This window comes from Campylobacter sp. CNRCH_2013_0855, assembly GCF_025773025.1.
GTDB classification, from domain to species: Bacteria; Campylobacterota; Campylobacteria; order Campylobacterales; family Campylobacteraceae; genus Campylobacter_D; species Campylobacter_D jejuni_C.
The window spans coordinates 1-18,330 of the sequence record NZ_JAKMTE010000005.1 but is presented as its reverse complement, the minus strand read 5'-3'; the positions used below and the strand labels follow the sequence as shown (position 1 = coordinate 18,330).

Genomic DNA, 18,330 nt, shown 5'->3' with positions numbered 1-18,330 from the left:
TTTTGCTTAATTTTAAGGCAATTTTTATATAATCACAAATAAAAATTTAAAAAATGAGTATTAATGCAAAGTATTATTTTAATAGGAAAACCAAATGTTGGTAAATCAAGTCTTTTTAATAGACTTGCAAAAAAACGCATTGCGATAACTAGTGACATAAGCGGAACTACAAGAGATACTAACAAAATAGAAGTAGAAATTGATGGCAAAAAAGCTTTATTGATAGATAGTGGTGGGCTTGATGAGAGCAATGAGCTTTTTAAAAATGTCAAAGCAAATTCGCTTAAAGCTGCTAAAAATAGCGATATTATCTTTTATATGGTGGATGGTAAATTTTTACCTGATGATGAAGATAAAGCATTTTTTTATGAAATGAAAAAACTTAACAAACCCATAGCTTTAGTAATCAATAAAGTCGATAACAAAAAAGACGAAGAAAGATCTTGGGAATTTTCTAATTTTGGAGTAAAAGAAGTTTTTAACATCTCGGTTACACATAATATAGGCATTGATGAACTTTGTATGTGGGCTGGTAAGTTTTTAAATGAAAGTTATTTAAATGCAGATGAAGAAGAAGACTTTGAAAGTTATTTAGAAAATTTTGATGAAAATAGCGGAGATTTTAAGCTAAAAACCATCAATGAAAATCATATTAAAGTGGGAATTATCGGCAGGGTAAATGTAGGAAAATCAAGTCTTTTAAATGCCTTAGTTAAAGAAGAACGTAGCGTGGTAAGTGATATAGCAGGTACTACGATCGATCCTGTTAATGAAAGCATTATACATAAAGATAAAATCATCGAATTTGTAGACACTGCAGGTATTAGAAAACGTGGGAAAATACAAGGCTTAGAGCGTTATGCGCTAAATAGAACTGAATATGCCCTAGCTAATGCTCAAATTGCACTTTTAGTGCTAGATGCGGCTGAAGGTTTTAACGAACTCGATGAGCGTATTGCAGGACTTGCTGCTAAGCATTGTTTAGGTGTGATTATCGTGCTTAATAAATGGGATAAAAGTGAGCTTGATTTTGATAAAACTTTAAAAGAATTAAAACTAGATCGTTTTAAATTTCTAGCTTATGCACCCGTTGTAAGCGTATCAGCTTTAAGCGGAAAAAGAGTGCATGTACTTTTGGATAAAATTTTAGAAGTTTTTGCAAATTTCACACAAAAAATTCCAACTGCAAAATTAAATGCCTTGGTAGAAGAAGCCACTAAAGCCCACCCACTACCACATGATTATGGTAAATTAGTAAAAATTTATTATGCAGTTCAATATGACTTAGCACCTCCAAAAATAGCTCTAATTATGAATAGACCAAAAGCTTTGCATTTTAGTTATAAACGATATTTACAAAACCAAATTAGAAAACAATTTAACTTTGAAGGTGTTCCTTTGATTTTAGCTTCAAGAAAAAAAGGTAGCAAAGATGAGCAAGAAGGATAATCTCCTTTTTGTAGGCTTTATGGGCTGTGGTAAAACAACTATAGCAAGAGCTTATGCTAAAAAATACGATAAAGTATTTTTAGATACAGACAGTTTAATCAAAGAAAAATTTAATCTTGAAATTAATGATTTTTTCAAAACATATGGAGAAAAAAAATTCCGCAAGGAAGAGCAAAAAATAGCTTTGTTTTTACATTGTTTGCAAAATTGCTCTATTGCAAGTGGCGGTGGCTTCATAGAACAAAAAAAATTAAAAAATATTGGTACTATCGTTTACTTAAAAGCGAGTTTTGATTATCTTTTACAAAGATTAAACAAGGAGGGATTAACCACTAGACCTTTACTTGCAAATACAAATAATGCCAAAATTCTTTTTGATCAAAGAGTAAAAAAATATGAAAAAAAAGCAAACATTACTATAAATATTGAAAATAAAAGCATTAACGAGATTATTAAAGAAATTAAAAAAGAGGTGAAATGAGAGTTATTACAGGATTGCAACCAAGCGGGGATTTGCATATAGGAAATTATTTTGGCTCTATAAAACAAATGCTAAATATGCAAGAAGAAAATCAAATGTATATGTTTATAGCAAATTATCATGCCATGACTTCAAGTTTTGATGGAGAAAAACTTAAACAAAATTCACTTAAGGCTGCGGCAGCTTTTTTAAGTTTAGGGATTGATCCGCAAAAAAGCGTGTTTTGGCTACAAAGTGATGTAAAAGAAGTGATGGAGTTTTATTGGATTCTATCTCAATTTACCCCAATGGGACTTTTAGAAAGAGCACATAGTTATAAAGATAAAATTGCCAAAGGTTTAAATGCTAATCATGGACTTTTTTCCTATCCTGTTTTAATGGCTGCAGATATTTTACTTTTCAATGCTCAAATAGTTCCTGTAGGTAAAGATCAAATTCAACACGTTGAAATAGCAAGAGATATCGCCTTAAAAGTAAATAATGAATGGGGTGAAATTTTTACCCTACCTCAAGCTAAAGTTAATGATGAAGTTGCAGTAGTACCTGGTACTGATGGAGCCAAAATGAGCAAGTCTTATCAAAATACAATCGATATTTTTAATACACCAAAAGCTATTAAAAAACAAATTTCATCTATTGTCACAGATAGTACGGCTTTAGAAGATCCAAAAGATTGGCAAAATTGTAATGTATTTAAAATCGCAAAATTATTTTTAAACAATACAAAACAAGAGGCTTTAAAAAGTCGCTATAAAAAAGGTGGCGAAGGCTATGGGCATTTTAAAATGTATCTAAATGAAATCATTAGTGAGTATTTTGCCTCGGCTAAGGAAGAATATGAAAAATTACTAGCTAATCCTTCTAAAATTGAAGAGATTTTAGAATTTGGAGCAAGCAAAGCAAAAAAACAAGCCCAAGAAACAATGGAAAAAATTTATGCTAAAATAGGACTATAAAAGGAGCTAGAATGTTAGATTTAAAACTTTTGCAAAATAATTTTGATGAAATTGCACAAAAACTAAAAGCTAAAAAAGTGGATGAAAATTTACTTAAAGAGCTGAGTGATTTATTTATAAATTTAAAAAAAGAAAAAGCACTTTTAGAAGAATTTCAAGCTTTTCAAAATAAATTTAGTAAAGAACTTGCAACAGCGCAAGATAAAGAAAGTTTAAAAGCGCAACTAAGTCAAAATAAAGAAAAAATTAATACTCAATCAAAAATCGTTAGCACACTAGAAGAAAAATTAGAACAAATTGCCCTAGCAATACCAAATATCCCTGATGATTGTGTGCCTTTTGGAGAAGATGAGGATGAGAATGTAGAATTAAAAAAAATTCTGACTCCACCAAGCTTTGATTTTGAAATCAAAGAACATCATGATTTGGGAGAAAAGTTAAATTGGCTTGATTTTGCTAGAGGGGTTAAAATCTCACAAAGTCGCTTTTGTGTACTTAAAAATGAGGGAGCTTTGCTAAGTAGAGCTTTAGTAAATTATATGATAGATTTTAATAGAAGTAGAGGTTTTGAATTAGTTAATGTACCATTTTTAGTAAATAGTACAACCATGTATGGCACTGGACAACTTCCTAAATTTAAAGACGATATGTATAAGATAGAAAATGATGATTTATACCTCATCTCAACCTCTGAGATCCCCGTAACTAATCTTTATTCTAATGAAATTTTAACTCAAGAAGAATTACCTTTAAAAATGACTTGTTATAGTGCTTGTTTTAGACAAGAAGCAGGAAGTGCAGGTAGAGATACAAGGGGTATTATAAGACAACATCAATTTGAAAAAGTGGAACTTGTTAGCATATGCAAGCCTGACCAAAGTGAATTGATGTTTGAAGAAATGCTAAATTGTGCTAGTGATTTGCTAAGTTCTTTAGGTCTAGCACATAGACATTTGATGCTTTGTACTGGAGATTTAGGTTTTTCAGCTGCTAAAACAGTAGATTTAGAAGTTTGGCTTCCATCACAAAATAAATACCGTGAAATTAGCTCTGTGTCAAATTGCAAAGATTTTCAAGCAAGACGTGCAAAAATTCGCTTTAAAAATGATAAAGGCAAAAACGAATTGGTTCACACACTTAATGGTTCTTCATTAGCTGTTGGTAGAACGTTGGTAGCTATTATGGAAAATTATCAAGAAAAAGATGGAAATATAAGAATTCCTGATGTGTTAAGAAAATACTTTTAAGAGGGAACATGGCTGAAGAAGTAGCACTAGACAAACAATTTTCAGATCTTGATGAAAATCCAGGAGTGGAAGAGCAAACCATTCCTCCTGGAATAATTCCTCCTGAACTAGAAGAAGAAAGTACTTTCCAAAGAGTAGAAGATGAACCTCAAACGCCACAACATGAGGAAAAGAAAAAATATTTTGATAAAAAATTCATTATTTTAATTTCAGCACTTGGAAGTCTTGCTTTAATACTACTTATAGTCTTAATTTTACTCATAATTTTCAAAGAAGACAAAAAATCCGTTTTAAATACTCAAGTCTTAGACGACAATGCTAGCACAAGCATCACAAAAGTAAAACAATCAGCATTAGATCTTGTGGTACAAAAAGCTAATTTATTATACGAAAAAGGTGATGTAGAAAGTGCTCTAGAACTTTATAATAACATTAATATTTTTAATCAATCTTTATCTAGCTATAATCTTGGCGTAGCCCAAATGAAACAAAAAGATTATATTAGCGCTATAGAAAATTTCAAACAATCTTTAGAATTAGAAGAACACAAAGTGGCAGCGGCAATTAATTTAGCAGTATGTTATTTTTATCTAGGAGATAAAACAAAATTTGATTATTATATCGACCTTGCAAAGGTATATCTTCCTCAAGACTCAAAATCTTCACTATATGATTATTATCTTGGTTTAATTAATTATTACCAAGGCTATTTTCCAGAAGCATTACAAATGTTTATGAAAGTTAACAGCCAGTCATACAAAGACAAATCTTATTATCTTAGTGGGAAAATTTATTCCGCTTTACAATCCGAAAAATATGCAATTGATTTCTTATCAAAACAAGAAGAATATGATGTTAATCTTCCTCTAGGATTACTATATGCTAGAATTGGAGACTATTCTAAAGCAAAAGAACATCTAGAAAAATCTAGCAAAATTGACGCCCATAAAACAAGGAGTCAAGTTGCTCTATCTTTAGTAGAATTAAAAACAGGGCAATATGATAGCGGAGCTCAGATTTTAAAAGCTTTATATATAAAAGACAAAGATATAGGAGCAAAATACTATAATATCAAAACGAGACTAAAAAGGAATTTTTCAAATATTGATATAGCTCAGCAAAATTTTGCTAAAAGGCTAATTACAGGAAAACAGCAAATTTATGACTTGTTATTTTATTTTGCACCTTATCGTGTTTTTGACATAAAACAAAGCATGGAGCTTATCACAAAAGCTGACTTGGGAAATTTTATACAAGGCTATGAGTATGAAAATGAATTACTTGTTAGAAGTAGAGCTTTATCTGGGGTGAATGTTGAATTATCTAATGCCATCAATTTAGCTTTTAATTTTCATTTAAGAGAAGCAAACCAAGAATTTAAAAACTTAAGTGAAATTTACCATGCCCATGATGTAATTCATTATAATCTTGCACTAACCTATGCACAATTACAAGATTATAACAATGCCTATAAACATTTTTCAACCGCTTACCACTTAAATCCAAAAAATTATATAGCTGGAATATTTGCTATTTTTTGTATGGATTTAATAAAAAAAGATTCTACAAAATTAATTAATGAATTTTTAGAAAATTTACAAGCAGATAGCACTATTGATCAAAATAACAATATTTATAAATATTTATTATATCTATCTAGAAATGACTATACCTCTATGATTCCTTACTTAGATAATCTTCCAAATAAAAAATCAACACCTTTGGAATTAATGTTTACTATTATAGCTGCAAATGGAAATAGCTTAGATAGCCTTAGAAATCAAAAAATCAAGGAACTAAAGGATTTACTTAGTGAGGATATTATCAGCAACATTTTATATTTTAATTCTAAAAATATGGAGCTTGATATTAAAGAATATGCCAAACAAGCTCAAATATATTTCTTAAATGCAAAATTGGATTTTAATTCTTTATTTGGTGGATCTGGTATAGTTAAAGATAGTTACGTAACACTTATGCAAATCACAGGCCTACTTAATCATGTTAGAAACGATATCAAAAAAAGACTTGCCACGAGTAGTAAAAACTCCATTGGTTTGATTTTTGCACTAGCTTATATCGATATTTTTGCAAAAGAATACCAAGAAGCATACACACTTTATAATATTTTAATTGATGATTATAAAATTAAAGATGCTCAAACTTTATTTTTAGCTGCAGTTGCTGCAATAGGCTCAAATAATCCAAATTCAGCTATTGCTTTACTAGAACTTGCAAGATTAGAAAACGAGGAAACTTTGGAAGCAAGGCTTGCTTTGGGACTTTTATACCATGAAGTACAAAATATAGAACCGGCTATATTTCAATACGAAAAAGTAGGGAACGATTTTAAAAGTAAATTTTTCACATTTGATATTAAAAATTAATACTTTCTTAATCATAAGAAAGTATTAATTAATATAAAAATATTTCTGATTATTAAAAATATATGAATTCAATTAATAAAGAAGTGGCTCCGGATGTAGGATTCGAACCTACGACCAATCGGTTAACAGCCGACTACTCTACCGCTGAGCTAATCCGGAACATCAATAAATAAGAAATGGTATTATATAAGAAAAAAACATTCTTGTCAAGAGTTTTTTTGCAAAAAATTATATTTTTTTGTAAAAATTTACTCCTGCTAAATTTTTTACAATAACTTTTTGCTCTTTGATTAATTTTTCTAATATATCTTTACTGTATTGACTAAATTTATTTTCTATATCAAATTCACTTTGCGCTCTAAGCTGCAACATCTTCAAAAGCTCATGAGAATTAAAATCAATCTTTTCACCTTTATAGCAATGTTTAGCAAGCACAACAGGCACATTAGTAATATGCATACTTAATTCTTCCAGCTTTTCCAAAGATATCCCTTTAACAGGATAAGCAGGCGGTCTATCTATAGTGCTAAAATCTACTCTTGATGGTTTTATTTTACCAAATGCTTCATTTAAAGCTAATATTTCTTCTTTATTATCATTTAAACCTTGTACAATCAACACTTCCATGATAAGTTCACCCAAAAATTTCTCTCTAAAGGCGATCATTTTTTCTATCATTGTTTCAAGTTTAATTTGCTTTAAAGCCCTATCTATTCTATAAAATGTTTTTTCTATAGCACTATCAAGACTAAATTTAACTACATCAATATCCATTAAAGCATCAAATGCATTTATATTTAATACACCACTACCATTACTTAAAATTAAGAGTTTTTTATCTTTCTTTATTTTATTTAACTCACAAACTAATTCTTTTAAATAAGGATATAAACTAGGCTCACCATTTGCAGTTAGTGTAAGAAAATCAAATTTCACATTACTAGCTAAAGCTTGTTTTACTTGTTGTATAATCTCTTGAATTTTTGGATATATCAAAGATTTCTCTATAGGTTTTGCAGCTTGCAATTCACAGTATACACAATCAAAATTACATTGTTTTTGATTTGGACTTAAATCAATCCCTAAAGAAAGTCCAAATCTTCTTGAGCTTATAGGACCAAAGGTGATTTTATTCACTTTTTAGATTTCTCTTGAACTAGCTTGATAAAATATTTAGCATTTTCAACAGGAATATCAGGTAAAATTCCATGTCCGAGATTAAAAATATGTGCACCATCTTGCATAATATTTAAAATTTTATCTACGCCTTGTTTAATTGCTTTTTTATCATATAATCTACAAGGCTCCATATTACCCTGCAAAGTATATTTAGTGCCTAGCTTTTCCTTAGCTAATTCTAAAGGGGTGCTCCAATCTACACCAAAGACATCAAAATTTCCACTTATATCATCTAAGAACCCACTTATCCCCTTAGGAAATAAAATCACAGGAATATGCGGATATTTTTCCTTTATAAAATCAGCAATTTCAAGCATATATTTAAAAGAAAACTCAAAAAACATTTCTTTTTCTAAAGCGCTTGCCCAACTATCAAATATCTGTATAGCATTAGCACCTGCTCTAATTTGCTCTTGAATATAATACTTTAAAGCCAAAGTAAGTTTAGATAAAATTTGATGTAAAAATTCAGGATTTTGATAAACTAATTTTTTACATTTTGCATAATTTTTACTACCACTACCCTCTATCATATAGGTAGCAATAGTCCAAGGACTTCCACAAAAACCAATCAAAGCTTTATCTAGTGCAAGTTTTTCTCTAGTAAGCGCTAGTGCATCATAAACATAAGAAAGTTTTTTAACACTTTTTTCAACATCTAATCTTTCCAAATCTTCCTTAGTTTTAACGGGATTTGAAAATACTGGCCCTTCGCCTTTTTCAAATTTTAAATCCATGCCCATTTCTAAAGGTACTACTAAAATATCTGAAAAAATAATAGCTGCATCAACACCCAAAATATCTACTGGTTGTAAAGTAACTTCACTTGCTTTTTTATAATCCTTACAAAGTGATAAAAAGTCTCCAGCACTTGCTCTAACTTCCATGTACTCAGGCAGATATCTTCCTGCTTGACGCATCATCCAAACTGGAGTATAAGGGGTTGATTTTTTAAAACACGCATCAATAAAAATCATTTTTATTCCTTATTTTAATGATCACTTTTGTGTAAAAAATAAAGTCCTATACAAAGAGCCAAAATAGAACCTGCAAGATAAGTCATATCTAAAACTGTATTTAGTTGCATTTGTAGAATTCTTTGGAAAAAATTTACAACTAAGACCATAATAATTACTTTTGCAAGTTTATCTTTTAGTTGATCTAAACTGTGTACTTCTAAAACTTTTGATTGCTTAGTTTGTTTAAATTCTTCTATTTCGCTAATAAAAAGTTCATAAATTCCAAAAGAGAAAATAAATAAAACCAAAGCCATTAAATATAAATCTACAGCTCCTATAATCAAACCAACAATATCTTCATGCAAATCCACTGTAGAATTAGGCAACATAAAATACTCAAATACATATTTTAAAACCTTAATCACATCATAACTTGCAATAAAAAATAAAACAAAAGCTCCTATTAAACCAAAAATTACAGGTAAAATAGTAACCAAACGACTTTTAACTAATAAATTTTCAAAAAATCTTTCTAACATTTTTCTCCTTTTTAAACTAACTCTAGCCATTTTTGTGCAATACGCACTGCATTTGTAGCAGCTCCTACACGAATTTGATCAGCCACGCACCATAAATGTAAAATGTTTTTATGATTAATATCACGTCTAATTCTTCCTACATAAGTTTCATTAGTATCGCTTGTAAAAAGTGGCATAGGATATTTTTTATTTTCTATATCATCAATCACAACAACACTTGGTGCTTTAGAAAGTATCTCTCTAACTTTAACAATATCAACATCTTTTTCAAAATGCATAGTAATAGCCTCACTATGACTTCTAAGCACAGGAACTCTTACGCAAGTTGCTGAAATTTCAAGTTTTTTATGCAATATTTTTTGCGTTTCATTTACCATTTTTAATTCTTCTTTAGTGTAGCCATTTTCACTAAAAACATCTATTTGAGGAATCAAATTTAAAGCCAGAGTGTATGGAAAAGTTTTTGCTTCAAATTCATCTAGTTTAAAAGCAAAAAAACTTTGCATTCCTTGAACTAATTCCTCCATACCTTCTTTACCCGCACCACTTGCTGCTTGATAAGTACTCACATCTACTCTTTTTAGATTAAATACATCATCAAGTGGTTTTAAAACATGCACCATTTGTATAGTAGAGCAATTTGGATTAGCAATAATCCCTGTTTTTTCCCAATCTTTAATATCTTCACTATTACATTCAGGAACCACCAAAGGAACATTCTCATCCATTCTAAAATGGCTAGTATTATCAATCACCACAGCACCACATTCTACTGCGTATTTTGCATACTCAGCACTTATATTTCCTCCAGCACTAAAAAAAGCAATATCCACAGGATTTTCTTTAAAAACACTTGGAGTTAATTCTTTTACTTTATAACTTTTTCCTCTAAATTCTACTTCACTACCTGCACTTTTTGCACTTGCTAATGGTAAAATACTTTCAACTGGAAAATCAAGCTCATCTAAAACATTTAAAAGTTCTTCGCCAACCGCTCCTGTTGCACCTACAATAGCTATTTTTTTCATTGTCCGTCCTTTTTAAGTAATATTGTATTTTTTCATTTTTTCGCTAAAAATTTTCTCGCTCATCCCTATAAGCTTAGCCGCCTCTGTAATATCTTGTGAATTTTTTAAAGCTTCTAAAATTAATTCTTTTTCAAGATTTTTAATATCTTTACTTTTTCTACTTTCTAAAAATAAATCTTGGGCGCTAATCTCATCATTTTCACTTAAAATACACGCTCTTTGTATAATAGAAATCAACTCTCTAATATTACCTGGAAAATCATAAGCTAGCAAAGCATCTTGTGCTTCTTGACTTAAAGTTTTTTCATTAAAATCATATTCTTTACATGTATCAAGTAATACCTTTTGTGCAATTTGCAAAATTTCTTCTTGACGCTCTCTTAGCGGTGGTATATTAATAGGAATAGTATTAAGTCTATAATATAAATCTTGTCTGAATTCATTATCTGCAATCTTTTTTTCTATATGAGCATTAGTTGCACTAATAATTCTTACATCAATCTTTATACTTTTAGTACTTCCTAATCTTGTAATTTCTTTTTCCTGCAAAGCTCTTAATAATTTTGCTTGAATTTCATAAGGCATTTCACCTATTTCATCTAAAAACAAAGTACCTTCATTAGCAAGCTCAAACAAACCTATTTTAGTAGTATTAGCATCAGTAAATGCACCTTTTTCAAAACCAAATAGCTCACTTTCTATTAAATTTGATGGAATCGCTGCCATATTAATTGCCACAAAGGGCTTTTGTGCTCTTTTTGAATTTTTATGCACAAAATTTGCAAAAACTTCTTTACCTACTCCACTTTCTCCAAAAAAAAGCACACTTGCATCTGTCTTAGCAGCTTTAGTGGCCAATTTTAAACAATCTTCCAAAGCCTTAGAAGTGCCATAAAAATCTTGATTTTCTTCTTTTTTAATAGTCTTTTTATTTGTTTTTTTAGAAGTCTTTTCTTGGATTATTTTTGCACGTTTTATCGCAGTTACTAAAGTATTAATATCAAATGGTTTTACTAGAAAATCTTTTACTCCAAGTCTTACTGCTTCTATGGCACGATTTAGTGTTGCATTACCTGTGATAATAATAAAATCATATTTATTCTCACAAGCTTGCACAAATTCAATACCATCCATACCCGGCATATTAATATCTGTAATAATCAAATCAACATCATCATTTAGTTTTTTTAAAGCTTCAGTTGCTGATTTATAAGATTTTATAGCAAATTCTTCATACTCACTCAAAGCAATTTCAAGTGATTTTCTCATATTTATATCATCTTCAACTATAACTAAATTCATTTCAAACCTTAAGCTAAAATACCTTTTTTGGGACCACTTTTACCATGGCATTCTTTATATTTTTTACCACTACCGCAAGGACAAGGTGAATTTCTAGGTACTTTAGTAATTTGTGCTTCACCGTTTTCATCAACACCACTTTCTGTGGTATTAGCTAAAAACTGCTCATTTTGCTCATGGCTTTTTTCTTCAAAATTTTGTGCTTCTTTTTGAGTAAAAACTACATTAAATAACAATTTTAAACTATCAAATTTAACACGCTCAACAAGCTCCATGAAAAGATTATAACTTTCTTTTTTATATTCTACTAAAGGATCTTTTTGATTATAACTTCTTAAACCTATACCAGTTTTTAAAATATCCATTTGGTATAAATGCTCTCTCCATAGATTATCCAAAATTTGAAGATATAAGATTCTTTCAATTCTTCTAGCTTCCTTATCTTCAATAATACTCATTTTATCTTTGTAAGCTTTTTCTAAAATTTCACTTAATTTATTTTCTGCTTCAATTACACCTAAATCTTTAAAATCAGCTTCGCTAAGCTCAAGATTACACTCATAACTTACTTTTTGCTTTAAGCTTTCAAAATGCTTAACGTCATCTTCAAGTTCTGCATTTAAATAAATTTGGCTTACTAAGTGATTACTATACTCAACAATATTTTTTAAAATTTTATCTTGCAAGTCAAATTCTTCATCTAATAATTCATTTCTATAATTATAAATAGTCTTTCTTTGCTCATTCGCCACATCATCATATTCAAGCAAGTGTTTTCTGCTTTCAAAATGTAAGCTTTCAACTTTTTTTTGCGCATTCTCAACAGCTCTTGTAACAATACGACTTTCTATATGCTCACCCTCTTCTATACCTAATCTTTCCATGATATTTTTAATGCGATCACCACCAAAAATTCTTAAAAGATTATCCTCTAGACTTAAGTAAAATCTACTTACACCAGGATCACCTTGACGTCCTGCACGACCACGAAGTTGATTATCTATTCTTCTACTTTCATGGCGTTCAGTTCCTATAATATAAAGCCCTCCCAAAGCTCTTATTTCATCATCTATTTTTATATCAACCCCACGACCTGCCATATTAGTAGCTATAGTCACTGCACCTTTTTTACCCGCATCTTGAATAATCAAAGCTTCTTGCTCATGATTTTTAGCATTAAGCACATGATGAGGAATGCGTTCTTTTACAAGCATATTATGAAATACTTCACTTCTTTCAATACTTGCAGTTCCTACTAAAACCGGCTGACCTTTTGCATTTGCTTTTTTTATCTCTTCAATAACTGCTTTAAATTTTTCTTCTTGAGTTTTATAAATTAAATCATCTTTATCTATTCTTGCAACCGGTATATTTGTAGGTATAGACACTACGTCTAAATTATAAATTTGAGAAAATTCCGTTGCTTCAGTTTGTGCAGTACCTGTCATACCTGCTAATTTTTTATACATTCTGAAATAATTTTGGAAAGTAATATCTGCTAAAGTTTGACTTTCTTCTTGAATTTTTACTCCTTCTTTAGCCTCTAATGCTTGGTGCAAACCATCGCTAAAACGTCTTCCTTCACTTAACCTTCCTGTAAATTCATCAACAATTACAACTTCTTTATCTCTTAATACATAATGTACATCTTTTTCAAATAAATTATGTGCTTTTAAAGCCTGATCAAGCTGATGGGCTAATATTGCATTATCTAAGCTATATAAATTTTCTACTCCGAATAATTTTTCTGCCTTAGAAATTCCAGCCTCTGTAATCATAATAGTCCTATTTTTCTCATCAACAATAAAATCACCACTTGGTAATTCTTGAGGAGTAGCAGCTGCTTGACCTTTTTGCATCTGTTTTGCTACTTCATTTGCTTTAATATAACCATCTAAAGTTCTATTTGTAGGCCCACTTATAATAAGCGGAGTTCTTGCTTCATCTATTAAAATACTATCTACTTCATCAACTATAACAAAATTATGTTCTCTTTGCACTTTTTCAAGTTTTGAAAATTTCATATTATCGCGCAAATAATCAAAGCCAAATTCATTATTTGTACCATAAGTTATATCACACTCATAAGCTTTTTTATGCGCCTCATCGCTATTTTGCTCTGAAAGTATCACCCCCACACTAAAACCTAAAAAATTATAAATAGCACTCATTTGCTCTGCATCTCTTTTGGCTAGATAATCATTTACAGTAACTACATGTACACCCTTGCCACTCATAGCATTTAATACAACAGGTAAAGTTGCAACCAAGGTTTTACCTTCCCCAGTTTTCATTTCAGCGATTTTTCCCTCATGCAAAACCATACCACCGATTAATTGCACATCAAAATGACGCATATTAAGCGTTCTTTTTCCTACTTCTCTAACTATTGCAAAAACATCATTTAATATTTGATCTAAAGTTTTTTCTTCTTTTTGAATTTGTGTTTTGAAATCTATAAAATTTTGTTTTAATTCATCATCACTTAAATTTTGGTATTTTGACTCTAAAGCATTAATTTGTGCAACTCTCTTTAAATATTTTTTTACTTCTCGATCGTTTTTTGTGCCAAATATTGCTTTAAATACGCTAGAAAACATTTTTTTACCTTTAATTACAAAAATATATGCTAGATTATACCTTGATTTTAATTAGAACTATATAAAAGTTTTATTTGCATAAATTTTATATAATTTGTTAAATTTTAAAGGATAATTATGAAATATTTTATATTTTTAATGATATTTGCTTATAATATTTTTGCTTTTGATATAAATTTTAAAAATTTTAGCAGTGATTTTGAGCAAAAAGTGCAAAGTAATAATTCTTCGCTAAATTATAAAGGAAATTTTATCATTACTCAAAATAAAGCCTTTTGGAATTACACCAAACCAAATAAAAAGCAAATTTATATCAATCATAAAGAAGTTATTATCATAGAACCTGAATTAGAACAAGCCGTTTATACACAATTGCAAAATTTACCAAATCTTCAAGCAATTTTTAAAAATGCAAAATTAATATCTCACGAAAGCTATGAGGCAAAATACGAAAATATCACATATAATATCAAACTAGAAAACGGTAGCCTTAACAGTATTTCTTATAAAGATGAATTAGGAAATTTGGTCAGTATTTATTTTTACAACCAAAAATTTGATCAAAATATTAACGAAAATATTTTTATACCAAAAATCCCAAGTCATTTTGATATAATCCAATAATCAAAATGGTATCTCCTTAAACAAATCTTGTTCTTTACTTGGTGCTAACATTTGCATTTGTGTATTTTCCATAGTTTTTAAAATCATATCCATGGCTTCTTTGCTTGTATTAACATCTTGATTGAAACTTATATTGCCATCTTTAACACTACTTATTTGAGTAGCATTCATATCTTTTGGCTGGGTGTTATTTTGATCTAAAGTTTTGGTAACTTTAAGAATATTTTGATTTTCTTCTTGCTTAGCGGTTTCTTTTGAATCTTCTTCCTTTTTTTCTAAATCTTTTACAAAACGCTTCAACTCTTCTATATCAAATTGACTCACTGAATTAATTTTTAGAATGTAAATATTTTTTATTTGGGTTTTATATTTTTTATTGCTAAATTTAAGCAAAGTTTCTTTGAAATTGTTTTTTCCCACTTCTGTGAATAAATCTTCATAAAAATAACTAGATACAATAGTATTTAAAGCATCTATAATTTTCTTTTGTTCTAAATTTTCTCCCTCAAAATCTAAAGTCATTTCAATCTTTTTTAGAGTGTTATTTCCAACCTTTGAATATAAATCTGTTCTAAAATCTTCTATGCTTAAAGAATTAGCATAAATACCGCAAAAAGAAAAAAATAAAATTACTACCCATCTCATAATCACTCCTCATTTTCTTCTAAATTTATAAATTTTTCTTGTAGATAAAATCGTTTTACCTCTTTATCAAATTTTAAAATTTTTAAAAAATAATCCTCAAAAGGTATTTTATAATTATATACGATTTTTAAATTACTTGGATTAATGGCTCTTGATAAACATACATATAATTGTCCTTTTTCAAAAATTCCATCAATATCACATATTAATTTATCTATACTCATACCTTGAGATTTATGGATTGTTATAGCATAAGCTAGTTTTATAGGAAATTGAACAAATTTAGCTTTTATCTTAACTTCTAGTTTTTCATCTTTGTCTAACTCATACTCTTCTAAGGTATATTCATATGGTTTTAACCTCAATCTTTCACCGTTATTTTTTTCTATTAGAATATATTCTTGCTCTTTATCTTTTATAAAATATAAAACAACACCCTGCTCTCCATTATAATAATTTTCTTCTTTATTATTCACACAAAAAATAATTTTAGCGCCTATTTTTAATTTTAATTCATCCAAAGAATTGAGCCCATTAATCCACTGCTCGTAAGTTTTATCATCTAATGTAGAATCTAGTTTTTCAGCTTTTGCCTTAAATACACTTTCTTTGCCTTGTAAAAGATTTAATTTTTCAGTATTAATATAATTAGTTTTTTTATTTGTAGCACACAATAAAGTATACTCATCCATATATTCAAGTAAATTTTTTGAACTAATTAACATTTTTTTAAAGAAATTTAGCATTTCTTTATTTACTTCACCCATTCTAAGAAAAAACAAATATTCATAAAATTGCTTATCTAAAGTTCTTTTTGTAACGCTAAGTTTTAGATTAATAAATTTAAGATCATTCCAAGCTTGCGAAGAAAAAGCATATAAAGTATTTTGAAATAAAGTGCCTTGAATTTGATTTTCTCTATAATTAATCACAGGTGGAAGTTGAAAAAAATCTCCAACTAATAAAATTTTACCATTAAAACCACTTCTTGATAATCTATAATAAATCATTTCCATCAATGAAGCACTCACCATAGAGATTTCATCAATAACCAACAAATCACATTGTTTTAAAATTCTCTTTAATTTTTCTAGTTTATCTTTTTGCTTTCTATCTTCATAATATAACTCATCATAATTTTGACATCTTTTAAAAGCAAAAAAACTATGTAAAGTAACCCCGCCTATATTAAAAGCGCTAAGTGCAGTAGAACCCAACACAACGACGATTTTTCCTTGAACTCTATAAGATCTTATAAGCTCCATAGTTAAAAAAGACTTACCAACACCTGCACCACCACTTAAAAATACATTATTATTTTTTAAAAAAAATCTTAAATTATCTACAACTAAATTCAAGCTACTCTTTCACGCAAGATATTATCAACATCATAGGCCTATGCCATTCTTTTTTAAATTCGTTTTTAAATTCAGGAAAAAGATTGATAATTTTATCAGAAGGTTTTGGTTCAATAATATTAGTTATTTTAAAATTATTTTGCAATAAAGTAGATATATAACTTGTTAAAGTACGGTGGTATTTAACTACATCCTCGCCTAAAAAATTATATTTATTTTTATTTTCGTAAAAATAATTTTTAATAGGAAAACATTGAATATCCCCATAATTATCATATATAAAATCTTGAGAAATATTTGCGGTAAAAACAGGATGCTCAACACTAAAAACCAAACTACCATTTTCATTAAGAAGATTTGAGATGTTAAAAATTAATTTTTCATAATCTTTTATATAGTGAAAAACTAAAGAACTAATAACTATATCAAATTTTATATTTTGTAAATTAATGATTTTATCTATTTCTTCACAAGAATTTCTATAAAAGGATATTTTATTTTTATATTTTTTTGTTTTAATCTTTGCTTTTTCTAACATTCTTAAAGATAAATCAACAGCAATAACTTTTTTAGCACCATTTTCTAAAGCATAAACACTATGCCACCCATATCCACAACCTAAGTCTAATACAATTTTATCTTTTAAACTTGGCAAACACGCTTTAAAATCCTCCCATTCGCCAGCACCATCCAATCCTGCTTTAGATCTTAACATTAAAGCATATTTATCAAAAAAAATATTATCATCATACTTATTATCTAACATCATGCACCCTTATGATAGTATTATTATATCAAAAACCTTTTTTTATTTACCAAAAAACACCCTACCAACCTACTCCACTTATACTAGATCAAACCTTTAATAAATAATTTCAAGTACTATTAATAATAAAAACAAAAAAGCATAAGATATATAAAACACTAATTTTTAACCATTAACAATTACCTTATTACAAACATTAAACTATCCAACCTAACTAAAAAACTACAATATACCTCTTAAATAACACCACCATATTAACACCTTTATTATGCCAATAAATTAAATTAATCTATTCAATCTTTATATCAACCTAAAACTAAAAACCGCACAACACTCTAAATACCCTTTCAATCTACAATATACTAAAACAACCAAACCATCTAATTCTTAGTAAACATTCTATCCAATCTTAAAGCTACAGATTAATTAAAAATTTCACAATAAAACGTACTCTACCGTTCAACCCAATAGCTAAAAAAAGAAAAACTAAATATAAAACTAAATTTCCAATAAATATATAAAAATATAATTCAGCAAATCAATAAAAAAATCAAATAAAAACTAAAACCTATCATCCGCAATTGATTCAAACATTAAATTAAAGTATTACTACTAACCAGCTCTACTACCTCGCCAAAAAATCCATCACCAACTAAAAATATAAAAACCACTAAATACTAAAAAACAAATTTACTATAAGCAATTTAAAATTGAAAAATTAAAACAATCAAGCCAATTAAATTACTAAAGATATAGAAATAAAACATAAATCAACCAAGTCAAATATCCAACCATCCAAAAAACAAAAGA

General features: G+C 28.6%; 15 protein-coding genes and 1 tRNA gene. 6 read left to right on the top strand and 10 right to left on the bottom strand.

Annotated elements, in window-relative coordinates; genetic code table 11:
* Positions 1-63: 63 nt before the first annotated feature.
* The 5 genes from der to L8X40_RS03715 are packed head-to-tail and all read left to right on the top strand — an operon-like array spanning position 64 to position 6,520.
* Positions 64-1,449, top strand: coding sequence for a ribosome biogenesis GTPase Der (der, locus tag L8X40_RS03735; RefSeq protein ID WP_263667340.1), 1,386 nt, complete (start codon positions 64-66; stop codon positions 1,447-1,449).
* A complete protein-coding gene (locus tag L8X40_RS03730) occupies positions 1,433-1,930 on the top strand; it encodes a shikimate kinase (RefSeq protein WP_261530258.1) in 498 nt (165 codons plus the stop codon). The genes der and L8X40_RS03730 overlap by 17 nt, the downstream gene beginning before the upstream one ends.
* Positions 1,927-2,886, top strand: coding sequence for a tryptophan--tRNA ligase (gene trpS, locus L8X40_RS03725; protein ID WP_263667339.1), 960 nt, complete (start codon positions 1,927-1,929; stop codon positions 2,884-2,886). The genes L8X40_RS03730 and trpS overlap by 4 nt, the downstream gene beginning before the upstream one ends.
* Before the next feature lie 11 nt (positions 2,887-2,897).
* Positions 2,898-4,133, top strand: a complete 1,236-nt coding sequence (gene serS, locus L8X40_RS03720) for a serine--tRNA ligase (protein WP_087699504.1) — start codon at positions 2,898-2,900, stop codon at positions 4,131-4,133.
* An 8-nt stretch (positions 4,134-4,141) separates the two neighbouring features.
* Positions 4,142-6,520 (top strand): tetratricopeptide repeat protein, encoded by a 2,379-nt coding sequence (locus L8X40_RS03715; RefSeq protein ID WP_263667338.1) that lies wholly within the window; start codon positions 4,142-4,144, stop codon positions 6,518-6,520.
* Between the two features lie 84 nt (positions 6,521-6,604).
* Here the strand turns inward: L8X40_RS03715 and L8X40_RS03710 are convergent.
* The 7 genes from L8X40_RS03710 to secA form a co-directional block, all read right to left on the bottom strand.
* Positions 6,605-6,679, bottom strand: a tRNA-Asn gene (locus L8X40_RS03710).
* 69 nt (positions 6,680-6,748) lie between these two features.
* Positions 6,749-7,657, bottom strand: a complete 909-nt coding sequence (locus L8X40_RS03705; RefSeq protein WP_087699508.1) for a radical SAM protein — start codon at positions 7,655-7,657, stop codon at positions 6,749-6,751.
* Positions 7,654-8,676: a uroporphyrinogen decarboxylase gene (gene hemE / locus L8X40_RS03700; protein ID WP_263667337.1), complete on the bottom strand. Its 1,023-nt coding sequence runs from the start codon at positions 8,674-8,676 to the stop codon at positions 7,654-7,656. The genes L8X40_RS03705 and hemE overlap by 4 nt, the downstream gene beginning before the upstream one ends.
* Before the next feature lie 14 nt (positions 8,677-8,690).
* A complete protein-coding gene (locus L8X40_RS03695) occupies positions 8,691-9,197 on the bottom strand; it encodes a YqhA family protein (RefSeq protein ID WP_087699510.1) in 507 nt (168 codons plus the stop codon).
* An 11-nt stretch (positions 9,198-9,208) separates the two neighbouring features.
* Positions 9,209-10,225, bottom strand: a complete 1,017-nt coding sequence (locus tag L8X40_RS03690; protein ID WP_263667336.1) for an aspartate-semialdehyde dehydrogenase — start codon at positions 10,223-10,225, stop codon at positions 9,209-9,211.
* A gap of 12 nt (positions 10,226-10,237) precedes the next feature.
* Complete coding sequence (locus L8X40_RS03685) at positions 10,238-11,527, bottom strand: sigma-54-dependent transcriptional regulator (protein WP_087699514.1); 1,290 nt, start codon at positions 11,525-11,527, stop codon at positions 10,238-10,240.
* Between the two features lie 8 nt (positions 11,528-11,535).
* Entirely contained in the window at positions 11,536-14,127 is a 2,592-nt protein-coding gene (gene secA, locus L8X40_RS03680; protein WP_214126094.1) for a preprotein translocase subunit SecA, read from the bottom strand.
* A gap of 117 nt (positions 14,128-14,244) precedes the next feature.
* Here secA and lolA point away from each other — a divergent pair, with 117 nt between their 5' ends.
* Positions 14,245-14,751, top strand: a complete 507-nt coding sequence (gene lolA / locus L8X40_RS03675) for a LolA-like outer membrane lipoprotein chaperone (protein ID WP_087699518.1) — start codon at positions 14,245-14,247, stop codon at positions 14,749-14,751.
* Here the strand turns inward: lolA and L8X40_RS03670 are convergent, their stop codons facing one another.
* Genes L8X40_RS03670 through L8X40_RS03660 form a run of 3 tightly spaced genes read right to left on the bottom strand, consistent with a single transcriptional unit; the run spans position 14,752 to position 17,520 of the window.
* Positions 14,752-15,396, bottom strand: coding sequence for a flagellar basal body-associated FliL family protein (locus L8X40_RS03670; protein ID WP_214135806.1), 645 nt, complete (start codon positions 15,394-15,396; stop codon positions 14,752-14,754).
* 2 nt (positions 15,397-15,398) lie between these two features.
* Complete coding sequence (locus tag L8X40_RS03665) at positions 15,399-16,754, bottom strand: ATP-dependent DNA helicase (RefSeq protein ID WP_263667333.1); 1,356 nt, start codon at positions 16,752-16,754, stop codon at positions 15,399-15,401.
* A 1-nt stretch (position 16,755) separates the two neighbouring features.
* A complete protein-coding gene (locus L8X40_RS03660) occupies positions 16,756-17,520 on the bottom strand; it encodes a class I SAM-dependent methyltransferase (RefSeq protein ID WP_214100511.1) in 765 nt (254 codons plus the stop codon).
* Between the last annotated feature and the right edge of the window lie 810 nt (positions 17,521-18,330).